This is a genomic window from Paenibacillus sp. FSL R5-0914, from assembly GCF_038004525.1.
Taxonomy (GTDB): Bacteria; Bacillota; Bacilli; order Paenibacillales; family Paenibacillaceae; genus Paenibacillus_AQ.
This window is the reverse complement of the sequence record NZ_JBBORH010000002.1, coordinates 1388955-1405286: the sequence shown is the minus strand read 5'-3', so window position 1 is coordinate 1405286 and position 16332 is coordinate 1388955. Positions and strand designations below refer to the sequence as shown.

Below are 16332 nucleotides of genomic sequence, written 5' to 3'. Positions count from 1 at the left end.
GGACGCCGAAGGCGTTTATGCTTGTCTACATGTACAAGATGCTCCAAGAGCCGATATCTTGAAATCCAAGTCGTTTGTATATGACCCCAGCATGAGGGTTGTCATAAAAGAGGCATAAAGATTTCCCTTCAGAGAGTAAGTCTGTGCATAGCTGTGCAACTACGCTTGTAGCTAATCCTTGCTCTCTGAATGCTTGATGAGTGGCAACCCCTACAATCATAGCTGACATGGAATTTTCCGCTGATGTTGAGGCCGTTGTAATCACCTGATCTTCACGTTTCATATAATACGTACGGCCAGTGCCAGTCGCCAATGTTTTACGTAGGCTAGTTCTCGATCCATCCCGACTGCTTTCAAACTCTTCTATTGTATCCGTAAGCGAACAAATCGCTTCCACATCCTGGATGGTTGCTATATTAATGTTATCAACGGAAGAAGAGTACTGTTTAATTTTGGCATTCATTTCCTTTAGCTCAGCAAAGTATAATTGCTTTTCTTGTTTAAAGTTAATTACTCCGTCAAAGGCCTTTACCACTTCGGTTACACCGGAAATCATATGAATATCGTTATCTTGTCGCATGATTGTAGCGAATCCTTCCACATCAAACGGCCCATCCGCGTAAGGAAGATAGCTTCTATAGAAACGTAATAGCACGGCTTTTATCCGACCATCAGATGGATCTATTTCTCCCCACAATGCCATAAAATCCTGTTCAAACCCGAAATTCTCTACATCTCCAATGATGAACAAATTAAGCGCAGGCTCTTTCTGTAGCAACGCCATTAGAAGTTCCCGATCATCCTCCGTAAGTCTTCGTATCATTTGATATTCTCCTTTTATTTTCTTATGATCTAACGCTCTGTGTTAAGATTTTACAATATTAAGATGCAGAAGAATACACCTCCTTCTAATGAACGATGGATGCTTGAAATATAAACAAAAGGTACTACCCAATGAGCTTCAGTAATAGTGTCGGATTTCGTGATTTTTTGTCTGAGGATCGAGATGAATGAACTTCTATGCGGATGCAGGGTGACTTTGTACGCAAATTTTCTGTTATAATGGAGGACAGCAATAAATAGGCATGGAGGTTGACCATGGCACAATATACGCCGATGATTGAGCAATATTTAAAAGTGAAGGAAGGGGCAAAGGATGCCTTCCTATTTTTTAGACTGGGCGATTTCTATGAAATGTTCTTTGAAGATGCCATTTTGGCTTCTAAGGAGCTTGAAATTACGTTGACAGGTCGCGAAGGCGGGGGCGCAGAGAAGATCCCGATGTGTGGAGTACCTTATCACGCCGCCGAGGGTTATATTCAACGCCTGATTGAAAAAGGATATAAAGTCGCTATTTGTGAGCAATTAGAGGATGCTTCTGTCACAAAGGGAATGGTGAAACGGGATATCGTACGTGTCGTGACACCTGGAACAGTTATGGATGGAAAAATCATTGCCGACAAAAGCAACAATTATCTTGTTTGTGTAACCGAAAGTGATGGGATGATGGCATTAGCTGCATGTGATTTAACTACAGGTGAATTGTATGTTACTTCAGTTTTATCTGGTGCAGAGTGGCTGCGCGATGAGATTGGCATTTATGAACCGGCTGAGATCATCGGAGACCCGACGTTATTGGAGCTTTTACGTAGTGAAACGCCTCTGTTGGCGAAACCTGTTGTGTACACACCTTGGGAGAAACGTGAGGAGGAGCTGGCACGTCGACAATTCGGTGAAGCCGCATGGGTTCGTCTGGAGAAAGAACGTGGACAATGTCTAGCGCTGCTAATCTCCTATCTAAACGAGACGCAACGACGTTCAATGGGACAACTTAGTCAAATTTCTCCTTATGAACCAGGTAATTATATGATTCTTGATCCGTTCACACGCCGAAATCTGGAGCTAACAGAGACGGTCCGAGAACGTTCTAAAAAAGGATCTCTTCTATGGCTACTAGACCGTACCGAAACATCCATGGGTGCGCGATTGTTACGTCGTAGAATAGATAAGCCGCTGTTGCAGCGCGCTCCGATCGAACGTCGCCTAGAAGCAGTTGATTATTTGTACAACCAGTTTATTGTTCGAGAGGACCTGCGTTTAGCGTTGAAGGAAATTTATGACTTAGAGCGGCTGGTAGGTCGTATTGCCTTTGGTAGTGCGAATGGTCGTGACATGAATGCCTTAAAGCTATCACTGGCACAAATCCCTGCTTTGAAGGAATTATGTATGACTTCGGGATCTGCAACCTTACGCGAGATCGGTGCTAGCATGGATGAATGTGCCGAGATACGGGAGGATATAGATCGAGCAATTGTTGAAGATGCGCCGGTGTCCGTGCGAGACGGAGGGATTATCCGTTCTGGTTATCATGCCAGGTTGGACGAGCTGCGGGAAGCTAGTAGTAATGGTAAACGTTGGATCGCCGAACTGGAAGCGAAAGAACGGCAAGCCACAGGCATCAAATCACTGAAGATCGGATATAACAAAATCTTCGGTTATTTCATAGAGATCACCAAATCCAATCTGGCTTCGTTGCCGGAAGGGCGTTATGAACGTAAGCAGACGCTTGCAAATGCAGAGCGATTTGTTACACCTGAGCTTAAAGAGAAAGAGGCACTGATTCTTGAAGCGCAAGATAAGATGACAGATTTGGAGTACAGCCTGTTTACTGAACTGCGTGATCGAATCAGCGGCCAAATTCCGCGACTGCAGAATCTTGCGGAAAAGGTAGCTGAGATTGATGTGTATCAATGTCTGGCAGCCGTCAGTGCCGAGCATCGCTTCGTAAAACCTGTTCTATCGGATGGGTACGATCTTCGACTTGAAGGTGGTCGTCATCCTGTCGTGGAGGCTGTGTTAAAGGACTCGGCATTTATAGCAAACGGAAGTACGCTAAGTAAGGAAAATGGAAATATTCTTTTAATCACTGGTCCTAATATGGCTGGGAAAAGTACCTATATGCGGCAGGTTGCACTCATTTGTATTATGGCTCAAATTGGCTGTTTTGTTCCGGCCACCAGTGCAGAAGTTCCGCTAATTGATCGAATCTTTACTCGTATTGGGGCAGCTGATGATTTGATCGGAGGTCAGAGTACATTTATGGTAGAAATGGCCGACATACAGGTCATGACAGAAAAAGCAACAGCCCGGAGTTTAATTATCATAGATGAGCTTGGTAGAGGAACATCGACGAGTGAAGGCATGGCGATTGCACAAGCGGTAATTGAGTATGTGCACGATACCATTTCTTGCAAAGCTTTAGTTTCGACGCATTTTCATGAATTGGCCCACTTAGAAGAAAGTCTTAAAGGGCTTAAGAATTACTCTATGGCCGTACAGGAGAGCGGGGATAAAGTAAACTTCCTGCGTAAGCTTGTTCCGGGAGCGGCAGACAGTAGCTATGGGATTTATTGTGCACGCCTAGCAGGGCTTCCTGAAGGGATCATTGATCGTGCTTACGGTCTGCTTCAAAGTATCGAGCAGGCGGCTCATCCAGGTGGTTCCTCTATTCATTATGGGGGTGGACTAGAAAGTCAGGCCGCTGCAAAAGAGGTCGCAACTACATCTACCCAACAACCCGATAATGTCATCGCAGAAACTTCGGGGATTCCTGCAGACTCCTATTCATCAATAGCAGATGAAGTAGTTCAACTGTCTATCTTTGGCGAGGAAGAACCACGTAAGAATCGGAAGGGTAGTGCAAATCAGTCGGCTGTAGTAACTGAAGTACAAGAGAATCCTGCGATAAAAGAATTCATCACTTCTGTGCGTAACGCAGATCTTATGAATATGACTCCGCTTCAGGCTATGAGTCTGCTGAACGACCTGAAGATGAAAGCAAAGGATCTTTAATTATTGATTGCCTAAATAAGAGGTGAATGAAATTGGCCAAAATTCATATATTGGACGAGCATATTGCCAACCAGATTGCTGCGGGTGAAGTTGTAGAGCGACCAGCTTCTGTTGTGAAGGAGCTAGTTGAGAATGCTATTGACGCAGGAAGCACAAGGATTGAGGTTTCGGTGGAGGAAGGCGGTTTACAGAGCATCCGAGTGAAAGATAACGGCTCAGGGATCGAGCCTGAGGATTGCGAGACCGCTTTTTATCGCCATGCTACAAGTAAAATCGCTAATGGGCGTGATCTATTCCAGATCACTAGCTTAGGGTTCCGTGGTGAGGCGCTCCCAAGTATTGCTGCGGTATCCAAAGTCTCTCTTCTAACGGCTACTGCCGATGACGGCAAAGGACGCCTGATTGATATTGAGGGTGGTAATTTAATTCGGAATGAAGATTCCCCTTCGGGCCGTGGGAGCGATCTAGCGGTGCGTGAATTATTTTTTAACACACCGGCACGGCTGAAATACATGAAGAGTATCCAGACGGAGCTTGGTCATATATCGGATGCCATGTATCGAATGGCGTTAGCCCATCCGGGAATCTCTTTTACCTTGCATCATAATGGCAATCAGCTGCTGCACACGCTTGGTAATGGTGATCTGCTGCAAGTGATCGCAGCGGTGTACGGAACCTCCGCAGCTAAGGCTATGTTGCCGATTGCGGCAGAGGACTTGGATTATCGTATTTCTGGTTATATAAGTCGTCCGGAATGGACACGCTCAAATCGAAACGCAGTGACTACCATTGTGGGAGGACGATATATTCGCAGCAATGGTCTGAACGCAGCGATCATGCGTGCTTATCATACTTTACTTCCGATTAACCGCTATCCACTGCTGGTGCTCGAACTGGACATGCATCCTTCACTTGTGGATGTCAATGTTCATCCAGCTAAGCTGGAGGTTCGGTTTAGTAAGGAGAATGAGCTTTACACGTTTGTTGAACAAGAAATTCGTAAAGTATTGTTAGGGCAAAGTTTGATACCGCGTCCGGGTAAAGAAACCATTGGGCCAAAGGGCAGCAGTTCATTTATACAGGAGCAGTTTGCTTTTTCTAAAGGGTCAGTTCCGGCACCCCCACCGTCTGAGTTGGGCAAGGATTCAGTTCCTCAGGGATCTGGTAGTTCCTTTAGTAGACAACAACCATCAAATGTTGAACAGAGCGCCAGTGAGTTCAGAAAAGAGGGGCAGATTGATACTCCGATGACCCGTGAAACGGCTCCATCCTACGGCTCAGGATACCAGTCTTCCTCTTCACAAGGACGTCAAAATAATGTGAGCAACAACTATGCTAATGGGTATCGCCCGCAAGAAGCTTCATCCCTGCAGAGGCAGATTCCTTCTGCCCAAGCGTTATGGGCACCGCCAGTCGATGAAGAACCTGGGCTTCCTGCCTTCCCGGAACTAAATTATATCGGACAGCATCATGGGACTTATATTATCGCTCAGAATGACGGCGGACTGTATCTCATTGATCAACATGCGGCTCACGAACGCATAAATTACGAGTTTTTTTATGAGAAGTTCGGTCGTCCTGAAGACGCTTCTCAGGATCTGCTTTTGCCAATTACGCTTGAGTTCACGCCTTCGGAAAGTCGTCAACTTAGTGAACGTTTACATTGGTTTCAGCAGGCTGGAGTGTACCTTGAACATTTTGGAGGACAAACTTTTCTGATTCGATCTTTGCCGTATTGGTTTCCTGAAGGCGAGGAGAAGGCGATCGTTGAAGAAATGGCGGAGTGGGTCTTGAGTGAACGATTGATTGACCTAGCAAAGCTACGAGAGAAATCGTCTATTCTATGCTCGTGTAAAGCCTCCATCAAAGCCAACCAGAAACTAACAGAACAGGAAGTCGAGGCCTTGTTGTCTCGTCTGGCAGCATGCAGACAGCCGTATACTTGTCCACATGGGCGTCCGATTGTGATTTCTTTTTCATCCTATGATTTAGAGAAATTGTTCAAACGGGTGATGTAATTGTACGATTAGAAATTTGTTGTAAGTATGACTGGAGGCAACATGATTATAACTACGGGTTATAGCCCGATAATGGATATTGTAGAGCGAGCTCAGAATCTCGCAGAAAGAACGGGCTGTAAATACGCTCCACGCGAGAAATTCTCTATACCCAAGATGGTGGAACACTATGGAGATGAGGATATACTAATTCTTTCTCAAGAAGCCGTTCGTTTACACCGATTAGGGATGGAGCCTATGGAGTTTCACCCAAGCATGGGTTTCGTTCGTGCGAAACGGATTCTAAAGGGTGATATAGAACCGATGCTTGTCGCTGCTCGAATGCTTCCCGGAGATAGCGTACTAGATTGCACAGCGGGTCTAGGTGCTGATTCGTTGCTATTTGCTGTGCATGGTGGTGAGTCCTCAGAGATTACCGCTCTGGAGAGCTCATTGCCGCTGTATGCACTGCTCTATGAAGGGATGCGGCATTATACCTCTGGGCAAGTAAGGGTTAATGAGGCCTTGCGTAGAATTAATGTCGTTCATAGTGAACATTTGGACTACTTACGTGCTCTACCGGATCGAAGTGTAGATATTGTGTACTTTGATCCTATGTTCCGAGTGCCGCTGACCGGTTCTGCTTCGATTTCCCCCTTGCGGCAGTTTGCTAATCGTGCAGCATTATCACTAGAGAGTGTAGCTGAGGCGGTAAGAGTGGCCCGTAAAACTGTTCTTTTGAAAGAGAAGGCTCTGAGCGTCGAATTTGAAAGGCTTGGCTTTACAGAGCTGCTCCGGAGCAACTCCAAAACATCGTACGGGGTGATACACATTGACAACTAAAGAGAGACATAAGGTTCTAGTCTTATTAGGACCAACAGCTGTAGGTAAAACCAGGTTAAGTTTGGAGCTTGCGGCTGCATATAACGCAGAGATTATTTCTGGAGATTCGATGCAGGTTTATCGTGGTATGGATATTGGTACAGCTAAGATTACTCCAGCTGAGATGATGGGAATTCCTCACCACCTAATCGACATTCATGATCCACAGGACCCATATTCTGCAGCTGAATTTCAGGAACAAGGTAGCAGACTTATCGAAGAGATAAGCAGTCGTGGGAAACTTCCATTTATTGTTGGGGGAACGGGTCTCTATATTGAGTCCTTATGTTACGGTTTTCAATTCTCTGAAGCTGTGGCTGACGAAGCTTTCCGTAAAGAACAGGATCAATTTGCAGAAGAACATGGAGCGCTTGCGCTGCATGCCAGACTTGAAGCCGTTGATCCGGTTAGTGCAGCGAAATTGCATCCGAATGACCGCCGTAGAATTATAAGGGCACTGGAAATTCATCACCAGACAAACACCACACTTTCCGCTTCTCATGCAGCTCAAAAGAAGGAGTCGCCCTATGACTTATGCCTTATCGGTTTGACAATGGACCGGAAAATACTATATAAACGTATTGAGGACCGAATTGATAGCATGCTTGCGGATGGTCTTGTTGCTGAGGTGAAGGGACTGCTGGAAAACGGCTACAGCAGAAGCCTTGTGTCCATGCAGGGACTGGGCTACAAGGAAATTGCCGCTTACCTCGCAGGGGAACTGACGCTTGAGGAAGCTGTGATACTGCTTAAACGCGATACTCGCCGATTCGCCAAAAGACAGTTGTCATGGTTTCGCCACATGAAGGAAATCGAGTGGATCGATGTCGAAGGTGAGCAAAACTTTTCTGAGAATTTCTCGAAAATACGTGCTATAATAGCAGGAAAGTTTCTCTCAGGTCTTGAATATACTTCTGAACAATATAATTGAACCATTGGGGGTACGTCATATGAACAAGTCCATTAACATCCAAGATACATTCTTGAACCAACTACGCAAAGAAAATATCCCTGCTACAGTATATTTGACCAACGGCTTTCAAATCCGGGGAATTATTAAAGCATTCGACAATTTTACAATCGTTATTGACAGTGATGGACGCCAGCAAATGGTGTATAAGCACGCGATTTCCACTTTTACACCACAGCGCAGTGTGTCACTTATGCAGGACAATAGTAACGAAGAATAACATTAACAAAATTGAAGTGAAACCTTTCTTGTTAATAAATCGTTTGAATAGAGTGTGAGAGAGCAACCTGAGAAGGTTGTTCTTTTCATTCAGAGAAGTCCATACATGATTTATTCAAGGAAGGGAGTCAGGAGGCATCATGTCTAGAGATGATACATCAAGGACGAACAACAATAGAAATAGAGGATCGTCCAGTTCCAATTCAAAACCAAAACCGAAAAGTAAGAAGAAAAAGAAGTTTTTGACTAAAAAGCGTGTGCTGTGGAGCTTGTTCTTTGCTACAGCGTTGGCCATTTTCTGTGCGCTTGGCGGTTATCTGTTCATTATGCTGAATGGGCAAAAACTTCTCCTAGAGAACCAAGACAAACTGACCGTAAATGAAACTACAAAAGTATATGACCGCAATGCTAATTTAATCGGCGAATTATCGCTTGAGAAAAGCGATCCTGTAGAGTATGAGAAGATTCCACCGTTATTGATCAATGCCTTTGTGGCCACAGAAGATAAACGCTTCTTTGAGCATTCTGGTGTGGATTTATGGTCAATCGGCCGGGCAGCGGTAAAAGATATTGCTGCACGCAGCATGGTAGAAGGTGGTAGTACCATTACTCAGCAGCTGGCCAAAAACATCTTTTTGACACGGGATAAAACATTTTTCCGTAAAGCGACTGAGGTATCCATTGCTGTAGCATTGGAGAACCAGAAATCTAAAGAAGAGATCATTACGATGTACCTGAACCGAATAAACTTTGGTGGTACGATCTACGGAATTAAAGCAGCATCTGAAAGATATTTTGGTAAGAGTGATCTGAATGATCTGAAAGTTTGGGAAATTGCGACACTGGCTGCGATGCCTAAGGGACCGTCTCGTTACAACCCTCTGCGTAACCCGGATCTTTCAAAGGAACGTCGTGCAGTAGTACTTCAGCTCATGTACGAACAAGGTTATATTACGGAGCAAGAGAGAGACGAAGCACAAGCCGTGGATTATAATTATAAGCCACCTGAAAAGAAACAGCGTTATCAAGCTTTTATTGACTTCGCAGTGGAAGAAGCAGAAGAGAAGTTTGGACTATCCGAAGATGATCTGAATATTGGTGGTTACAAGATATACACCACGATGGATAAGCACGCTCAAGAAACCGTAGAAGATGCTTTTGCAGACAGTGATAACTTCGAGAAGAGTGTAGACGACGAACTGGTACAAGGTTCTATGACCATCGTGAATCAAGAGAATGGCGGCATTGTCGCACTTCTAGGTGGACGGAATTATGAGAAAAAAGGCTACAGCCGTGTAAATGGCAGCCGACGTTCTCCTGGTTCAGCCTTTAAACCAATCGTTGCTTATGCTCCAGCACTGGAAACTGGAAAGTACGACAAGTATTCTACGTTAAGCAACGAGAAGCAGTGTTTTTCCAACTATTGCCCAACTAACCTTCACGGATATTCCAAGAGTATTAGTATGAGTGATGCTATACAGAAATCAGAGAATATTCCTTCGGTCTGGTTGCTTAATGAAATTGGAGTGAATACCGGATTTAAGTTTGCCAAGAAATTGGGGATTGGACTGGAAGACGAGGACAAGAACCTCTCACTGGCTCTCGGAGGTATGAGCAAAGGAACGAATACACTGGAAATGGCACAAGCTTACAGTGCTTTTGCAAATGGCGGTGAACTTCGAGAATCTTATTCCATTAAATCGATCACTGATAGTAGTGGAGAGACCGTCTTCAAGGCTAATACAACGCCTGAGCGTGTTATGAGTAAGCAAACGGCTTATCAAATGACCGAGATGATGCAAAAGGTTGTAGAGAGTGGTACGGGTAGAAAAGCAAGGATTGATCGTCCAGTTGCTGGTAAGACCGGTACGACTCAAAGTGGATATTCTGGAATCAGCTCGAACCGTGATGTTTGGTTTGTGGGATATACACCTGAATGGACAGCTGCTGTGTGGATGGGTTATGACAAGCCAAGCAAGAAACATCTGCTTAAGAATAGCAGTGGGCTTGCCGCAGCATTCTGGGGTAAAGTGATGGAGGAAGCGTTAAGGGATGTTCCTAAGAAGTCTTTCCCACAGCTAGATAATGAAATCGCTCCTGCACCTACAGAAACACCTGAACCAGCTAAGAATGTTAGTGGACTTACTGCAGCTTATGATCCATCTACGATGACAGTAAATCTGGGCTGGCAGGCAGTTCCTGTTGCGGGTGTAGAATATCGTATTTATCGTAGAGAGACATCCGAGGCTGATTTCGGTTTACTGTTAAATACGGTCACGACTAGTGCAGGAGACTTTAGTGCAATGCCTGGTCTGGTTTACGAGTATTACGTTACTTCCTACGATCCTGCAACCCAAGTAGAAAGTGAACCATCGAATGTGGTTACTGTCTCTGTGCAGGATGAGATGCCAACACCTGAGCCAACCATTGATCCTAATCTCCCGACACCAACCCCTGAGAATGGTGGAGACAATGGCTGGGATAATGGCAACGGTGGTAATAATGGTGGTGGCAACGATGGAAGCGGGAATAATGGTGGAACAGGAACCTTGCCTGAATTCACTACGCCTCCACCGTCAGCAACACCGATACCTACCGCTCCGCCAGATGTACCTTCTGGAGGCGGAAGTTCGGGGAATGACAGTGGTAATGCAACACAAAGCCCTGATCAAGAGGCTAGCAATGTGAATGGTGATTCTTCTGTTCAATAGTGATGCTTTGAATTTATGAAGTTAGCTTTTCTTTTCCTGAGGCTGTCTCAAAAGTAGTGAATGCTACTTATGGGACAGCTTCTTTCTTTTATAACTCCATATTTTTCTAATCGAATCTGTGATAAAAATTTGCTGTATTTTGCGGGATGTTTTGAGTGTATCCTCTAAATGTGGTAAGCTGAAGAAACCATACTGGAGAGGGTAATTTCTATGAAACGTAAATTCGGAGACCGGGCCAACTGGCGCCGGATTACGCGTCGCCATTTTGCCTGCCGCTATGTGGAGAGCCGGGAATTCAGCGGATATATTACGCTTTATACCATCTACGGGCTGAAAGAACCACTGTGGAAGAGCTATGGACGGCATACATATCGTATTGCGGATAAAGGTTATTCCTGGCTGCAATATTTCCCCAAAGACAGTCACTATATTGTGACGGCTATGTTTGACGAACGGCAAAATATCATTCAATGGTACATAGACACCTGCAAGGTGCAGGGCGTCACAGACCAAGGCGTTCCATGGTTTGATGATTTGTATCTGGATGTGGTTGTGCTTTGGAACGGCGAGGTTTTCTTGCTTGATGAGGATGAATTAGAGGAAGCGCTGGAGAGGGAAGATATTTCCGAGAGTGATTATAAACTCGCCTGGGAGACAGCCAATACTATTTTACGCGGCATCGATGCTCATGCTTTCCCTTATTTCTCACTATCTTTGAAGCATCGTGCCGAATTATTTCATCATGGAGAATTCAGGAGGAAATAAAGAAATGGAATGGTACGTCTACGGAAGAGGGTCTTCCCCGATTCGGATTGTTTCCAAAAAACGCAGATTCTGGACGAAACGAACGTTGCTTATCGCTTTATCGATTATTGTGATTGCTGGATTGTTGTGGTGTGCTTATGCGTTAAACAATATTAATAAAGCTGCCACGACAGATCCTATGCAAAAGGCGGATGTTGGGATCATTCTTGGTATGTCGATGTGGGGGGATGAGCCTAGCCCAGGACTTAAGGAACGGCTGGATTACGGACTGAAGCTTTATCAAGAAGGAATGTTCCCACATCTTATTGTATCTGGTGGTTTAGATAAACCTGATTTACAATACACCGAAGCTCAAGGAATGCGTAATTATTTGGTTGCTAAAGGAGTGCCAGATAGCGCCATTTACGTAGAGAATGAAGCTACCAGCACTTACGAGAATCTTTTGTTTAGTAAAGAGATTATGGCACGTGAAGGTTTGTCTTCAGCAATAATCATTACGCATACTTATCATGGGTGGCGGGCTCATGAAATTGCTGACGAGCTTGCATATGTGAATCCTGAGCTGGGACTTACAGAATCCACCGTTCTATCGATGACAAGACATAAAACACGTGAGATTCTAGCCTATACGAAATGGAAGCTTCAGCAGCTATTCCTGTGATTTGTCCAAAAAATCCCGAATCTTCTAATAACACTTCATTTACTGGAATAGACTTGATTAGAGAAGTCAGCCCTGGATAATGAGGTGATACCGATGAGCGGACGCGTAGCAGCGGCCAGTGGACGGGAGGAAGAAAGACCGTCTCGACAAATCAATATTGTATTGCGGAGTCAAGAGCCTCCGGCTATAACTAACCCTTCTGGAGAGAGTCGGCCGGTACCTCCAAAAAATCACGGCCACACTAGCCTATTCCAAGAGTTAACGCAAGAATTGGAAGGTTTAGTAGGTCTGGACAATATCAAAGAGCTAGTCTTTGAAATCTACGCCTTGTTACAGATTGCTCAAATGCGAACTGAGGCAGGACTTGCAAGCGGTGGGCAAGCTTATCACATGGTTTTTAAAGGGAATCCCGGAACTGGCAAGACAACCGTGGCTAGAATCGTGGCTAAGCTGTTCCAGCGTATGGGTGTACTGACCAAAGGACATCTCATTGAGGTGGAGAGAGCCGACCTTGTAGGAGAATACATCGGTCATACTGCACAGAAGACTCGCGATCTGGTAAAAAAGGCTTTGGGCGGTATTTTGTTTATCGATGAGGCTTATAGCCTTGCTCGCGGTGGAGAAAAGGATTTTGGAAAAGAAGCGATTGATACGCTCGTCAAGGCCATGGAGGATCATCGCAGTCAATTTATACTTATCTTAGCGGGGTACTCTGGAGAGATGGAGTATTTTTTGATGAGCAATCCCGGATTGCCTTCACGGTTTCCGATACAGGTGGAATTTCCTGATTATACGATCGATCAACTGCTGCAAATTGCTGAACTCATGGCAAAAGATCGCGACTATATTTTAATGCCACAGGCGATACTCAAGTTAAAGCAGCATTTGTTAGTAGAGAAGACGGAGAGTCTTCATGCTTTCAGTAATGCGCGGTATGTTCGCAACGCCATTGAGAAAGCTGTTCGGGGTCAGGCTGTAAGACTGTTAAACCAGTATGAAAGTACCAGCCCAGGCAAGCAGGAATTAATGACGCTTCGAACTGAGGATTTCAAATTATGAATTACAGGATACTATCACCGTCATAAGGAGCATGACATACATGGCAATAACAACGCATGATACGGAAACAGATGTACAAGATCGAGCGATATTGGTAAGTCTCGTCACAGATAAAATTAAAAGAACCGGAATTGATCCAGAGCTTTCACTACAGGAATTAGTGCAATTAGCCGAAACCGCTGGTGTTGAAGTTCTGGATGTGCTGCGTCAAAACAAGGAAACGCCTGATTCTAGATGGTTTATTGGTAAGGGTAAAGTAGAAGAGCTACGGATGGCTGCTGATGCTCTCGGGGCTAATACAGCTATCTTTGATCAAGAATTGTCCGGAGCCCAAGTACGGAACCTTGAGGAGGCTCTGGATCTTAAAATTATTGACCGGACGCAGCTTATTCTGGATATTTTTGCGGGGCGTGCGAAGACGCGAGAAGGAATTATTCAGGTAGAGCTGGCACAATTGTCCTATCTGTTACCCCGGCTTTCCGGCCAAGGGAAGAACTTATCCAGACTAGGTGGAGGAATTGGTACCAGAGGTCCGGGTGAAAGTAAGCTGGAAACCGATCGCCGACATATTCGTGATCGGATTACGGAGCTGAAACGCCAGCTGGATGAGGTTGTTAAGACTCGTGAGCTACATCGGGAGCGTCGCCGCAAGGCGGGAGCGGTGCAAGTCGCACTTGTTGGGTATACGAATGCAGGGAAATCAACGCTGCTTAAGCAACTAACCGATGCGGATGTCTATATTGAAAACCAGTTGTTTGCCACACTGGACCCTACTTCACGTGTGCTTGAGCTAGCAGGTGGTAAAGAGGTCGTGCTTACGGATACTGTAGGCTTCATTCAGAATCTTCCGCATGATCTTGTCGCATCTTTCCGTGCAACGCTGGAGGAAGTGAATGAGGCCAATTTGGTGCTACATGTGGTGGATGCCTCTTCACCAATGCGTGAGGAGCAGATGGAGATTGTCCAATCCATCTTGCAGGATCTTGGTGCATCTGGGACACCACAAATCGTACTTTTTAATAAAATTGATCTATGTCAGCCTGAGCAACTGGAAATGTTGCCTACAGGTACAGGGTACTTGAAGATCAGTGCATTTAATCCTGAAGATTTAACACGGATTACCGAAATGATCGCCGATGAACTGGCTGGCGACACACTCAACTTCCGCATTCCCGGAGACCGAGGTGACATTTCTTCCTTGCTCTACAGGGTGGGAGAGGTTCTGGAAACGACATATGATGAGAACGATGTGCTCTATAACGTTCGTCTTAATAAAGAGGATTATGACAAATGGGGTTACATGCTTGCTGATTTTGTGGACCAGCAGTAATCTTATCAGTCATTCCTAAGGTGGAAATGCTTCGTTTATAGGTATAAAATAATAGCTAATCTAGAAAGCGTCAGTTTACTGCCGCTTTCTGTCATTATGATGGCAAGTAAATGTAAGGAGCGAATAAGAACGAATGGTAGTTTTTGCAGAGGATATTTTGAGCGCGGCAGAGGCCGCAGAAGTTGAAATAGAAGGCGCTGTCAAAGCCCTTGATCGTATTGTAGATAAGAATCAGTGGAAGGTTATAGAAGCGTTCCAGCGTCATCAAGTCAGTGATTTTCACTTTGCCGGTTCAACGGGGTATGCGTATAATGACCGTGGCCGTGAAGTGTTGGATCTTGTCTATGCTGACGTTTTTGGTGCGGAATCTGCACTGGTACGCCCGCATTTCGCTTCAGGAACACACACCATATCAACAGCCCTATTTGGTGTACTGCGTCCAGGAGATGAGCTGCTATACATCACAGGACGTCCGTACGATACCTTACATAAGGTAATTGGTCACTCAGGGGATGGGACAGGTTCTCTCGCAGATTTCGGAATTACTTACCGAGAGGTTGCTCTTACTGCAGATGGCAAGATCGATTGGGATGAGGTAGCTCTCGCTATTAACGAAAATACTAAAGTGATTGGAATCCAAAGGTCACGCGGATATGATTGGCGTGCTTCTTTCACAGTGGCTGAAATTGGTGAAATGACTTCGAGGGTAAAGGTGTTGAAACCGGAAGTGATTGTCTTCGTAGACAATTGTTATGGTGAGTTTACCGAAGAGCTTGAGCCTCCACAGGTTGGTGTGGATCTAGTAGCAGGATCGTTAATTAAGAATCCGGGTGGGGGTATTGCTGAGACAGGCGGTTATATTTGTGGCCGACAGGATCTTGTAGAATTGGCAGCTTATCGATTAACCGCTCCTGGCATAGGTGGTGAAGTAGGGGCTATGTTAGGAACAACACGTGGGCTTTACCAAGGGTTGTTCATGGCTCCACACACGGTCGGACAAGCTTTAAAAGGGAGTATTTTTGCTGCATCCGTATTTCAGCGTTGCGGGTTTGAGACAAAGCCAGCCTGGAATGAGCCTCGTACAGATTTGATTCAGGCGGTTTCCTTTGATGGACCAGAACACTTAATTGCCTTTGTTCAGGGAATACAACGCGCTGCGGCTGTGGACAGCCATGTGGTACCAGAGCCTTGGGATATGCCAGGTTATGAACATCCTGTTATTATGGCTGCAGGCACGTTTATACAAGGTGGAAGCTTGGAGTTATCTGCAGATGCGCCTATACGGGCTCCTTATATTGGCTATATGCAAGGCGGGTTAACCTATTCACATGTTAAATATGGCGTTTTGATGGCACTTCAAAGTATGCGTGAAAGAAAATTGCTGTAAGAATATCTCACATACCATTGACACGCTGTATTAGGAAATGTACAATGAGATCAGAAAAAGATCATTGGAAGGTTGGATGAGTCATGGGTGATGAAATCCGCAGAAATATGGCATTATTTCCTATTGGAATTGTAATGAAGCTGACTGATTTGTCCGCGAGACAAATTCGTTATTATGAGCAGCACAGTCTGATCGTACCAGCACGTACGTCGGGGAATCAGCGTTTGTTCTCTTTTAATGATGTTGAGCGCCTATTAGAAATTAAAGCTCTGATCGAGAAGGGTGTTAATATTGCTGGCATTAAGCAAGTAATGAATCCTGTCTCTAAGGAATCTGAGGAAGCTACTGTTATTACCCCTGATACAGAGGTAAGACGTAGAGAGTTATCCGATTCCCAGCTTCACCGAATGCTGAAGCAAGAACTAGTTTCCGGTAAAAGACCGGGACAAGTGTCTCTGATTCAAGGTGAGTTATCCCGGTTTTTTAATAAATAATAATA

General features: G+C 45.0%; 13 protein-coding genes. 12 read left to right on the top strand and 1 reads right to left on the bottom strand.

Going from position 1 to position 16332, the window contains the following annotated elements; genetic code table 11:
• Window positions 1-25: 25 nt before the first annotated feature.
• Entirely contained in the window at window positions 26-823 is a 798-nt protein-coding gene (locus MKX60_RS22405) for a GNAT family N-acetyltransferase (protein WP_341061014.1), read from the bottom strand.
• A gap of 275 nt (window positions 824-1098) precedes the next feature.
• Between MKX60_RS22405 and mutS the strand changes: the two genes are divergently transcribed.
• From mutS to MKX60_RS22345, 12 genes are all read left to right on the top strand, one after another.
• Window positions 1099-3852, top strand: coding sequence for a DNA mismatch repair protein MutS (mutS, locus tag MKX60_RS22400; RefSeq protein ID WP_341061013.1), 2754 nt, complete (start codon window positions 1099-1101; stop codon window positions 3850-3852).
• Between the two features lie 32 nt (window positions 3853-3884).
• The gene (gene mutL, locus MKX60_RS22395) at window positions 3885-5870 is read left to right on the top strand and encodes a DNA mismatch repair endonuclease MutL (RefSeq protein WP_081393015.1); all 1986 of its coding nucleotides are present in this window, start codon (window positions 3885-3887) and stop codon (window positions 5868-5870) included.
• Between the two features lie 42 nt (window positions 5871-5912).
• The gene (locus tag MKX60_RS22390) at window positions 5913-6692 is read left to right on the top strand and encodes a class I SAM-dependent methyltransferase (RefSeq protein WP_341061012.1); all 780 of its coding nucleotides are present in this window, start codon (window positions 5913-5915) and stop codon (window positions 6690-6692) included.
• Window positions 6682-7662, top strand: a complete 981-nt coding sequence (miaA, locus tag MKX60_RS22385) for a tRNA (adenosine(37)-N6)-dimethylallyltransferase MiaA (RefSeq protein ID WP_076283510.1) — start codon at window positions 6682-6684, stop codon at window positions 7660-7662. Before MKX60_RS22390 ends, miaA begins: the two co-directional genes overlap by 11 nt.
• A 19-nt stretch (window positions 7663-7681) precedes the next feature.
• The gene (hfq, locus tag MKX60_RS22380; protein WP_042128368.1) at window positions 7682-7921 is read left to right on the top strand and encodes an RNA chaperone Hfq; all 240 of its coding nucleotides are present in this window, start codon (window positions 7682-7684) and stop codon (window positions 7919-7921) included.
• A gap of 139 nt (window positions 7922-8060) precedes the next feature.
• A complete protein-coding gene (locus MKX60_RS22375; protein WP_341061011.1) occupies window positions 8061-10631 on the top strand; it encodes a transglycosylase domain-containing protein in 2571 nt (856 codons plus the stop codon).
• 210 nt (window positions 10632-10841) lie between these two features.
• Window positions 10842-11396, top strand: a complete 555-nt coding sequence (locus tag MKX60_RS22370; protein WP_042128364.1) for a DUF402 domain-containing protein — start codon at window positions 10842-10844, stop codon at window positions 11394-11396.
• Window positions 11397-11400: 4 nt separating this feature from the next.
• A complete protein-coding gene (locus MKX60_RS22365) occupies window positions 11401-12057 on the top strand; it encodes a YdcF family protein (protein ID WP_076298771.1) in 657 nt (218 codons plus the stop codon).
• Between the two features lie 93 nt (window positions 12058-12150).
• Complete coding sequence (locus MKX60_RS22360) at window positions 12151-13116, top strand: AAA family ATPase (RefSeq protein ID WP_042188887.1); 966 nt, start codon at window positions 12151-12153, stop codon at window positions 13114-13116.
• 40 nt (window positions 13117-13156) lie between these two features.
• On the top strand, window positions 13157-14446 hold the full coding sequence (hflX, locus tag MKX60_RS22355; RefSeq protein ID WP_042188885.1) for a GTPase HflX: 1290 nt from the start codon (window positions 13157-13159) through the stop codon (window positions 14444-14446).
• Window positions 14447-14579: 133 nt separating this feature from the next.
• Entirely contained in the window at window positions 14580-15833 is a 1254-nt protein-coding gene (locus MKX60_RS22350) for a methionine gamma-lyase family protein (RefSeq protein WP_341061009.1), read from the top strand.
• A gap of 83 nt (window positions 15834-15916) precedes the next feature.
• Window positions 15917-16327, top strand: a complete 411-nt coding sequence (locus tag MKX60_RS22345) for a MerR family transcriptional regulator (protein ID WP_042128355.1) — start codon at window positions 15917-15919, stop codon at window positions 16325-16327.
• Window positions 16328-16332: the final 5 nt, after the last annotated feature.

Bases quoted from the DNA above. Each gene is read 5' to 3' on its own strand.
- MKX60_RS22390 (WP_341061012.1), top strand. From the start codon at position 5,913: ATGATTATAACTACGGGTTATAGCCCGATAATGGATATTGTAGAGCGA.
- hflX (WP_042188885.1), top strand. From the start codon at position 13,157: ATGGCAATAACAACGCATGATACGGAAACAGATGTACAAGATCGAGCG.
- MKX60_RS22375 (WP_341061011.1), top strand. From the start codon at position 8,061: ATGTCTAGAGATGATACATCAAGGACGAACAACAATAGAAATAGAGGA.
- hfq (WP_042128368.1), top strand. From the start codon at position 7,682: ATGAACAAGTCCATTAACATCCAAGATACATTCTTGAACCAACTACGC.
- MKX60_RS22405 (WP_341061014.1), bottom strand. From the start codon at position 823: ATGATACGAAGACTTACGGAGGATGATCGGGAACTTCTAATGGCGTTG.
- MKX60_RS22345 (WP_042128355.1), top strand. From the start codon at position 15,917: ATGGGTGATGAAATCCGCAGAAATATGGCATTATTTCCTATTGGAATT.
- MKX60_RS22365 (WP_076298771.1), top strand. From the start codon at position 11,401: ATGGAATGGTACGTCTACGGAAGAGGGTCTTCCCCGATTCGGATTGTT.
- mutS (WP_341061013.1), top strand. From the start codon at position 1,099: ATGGCACAATATACGCCGATGATTGAGCAATATTTAAAAGTGAAGGAA.
- MKX60_RS22350 (WP_341061009.1), top strand. From the start codon at position 14,580: ATGGTAGTTTTTGCAGAGGATATTTTGAGCGCGGCAGAGGCCGCAGAA.
- MKX60_RS22370 (WP_042128364.1), top strand. From the start codon at position 10,842: ATGAAACGTAAATTCGGAGACCGGGCCAACTGGCGCCGGATTACGCGT.
- MKX60_RS22360 (WP_042188887.1), top strand. From the start codon at position 12,151: ATGAGCGGACGCGTAGCAGCGGCCAGTGGACGGGAGGAAGAAAGACCG.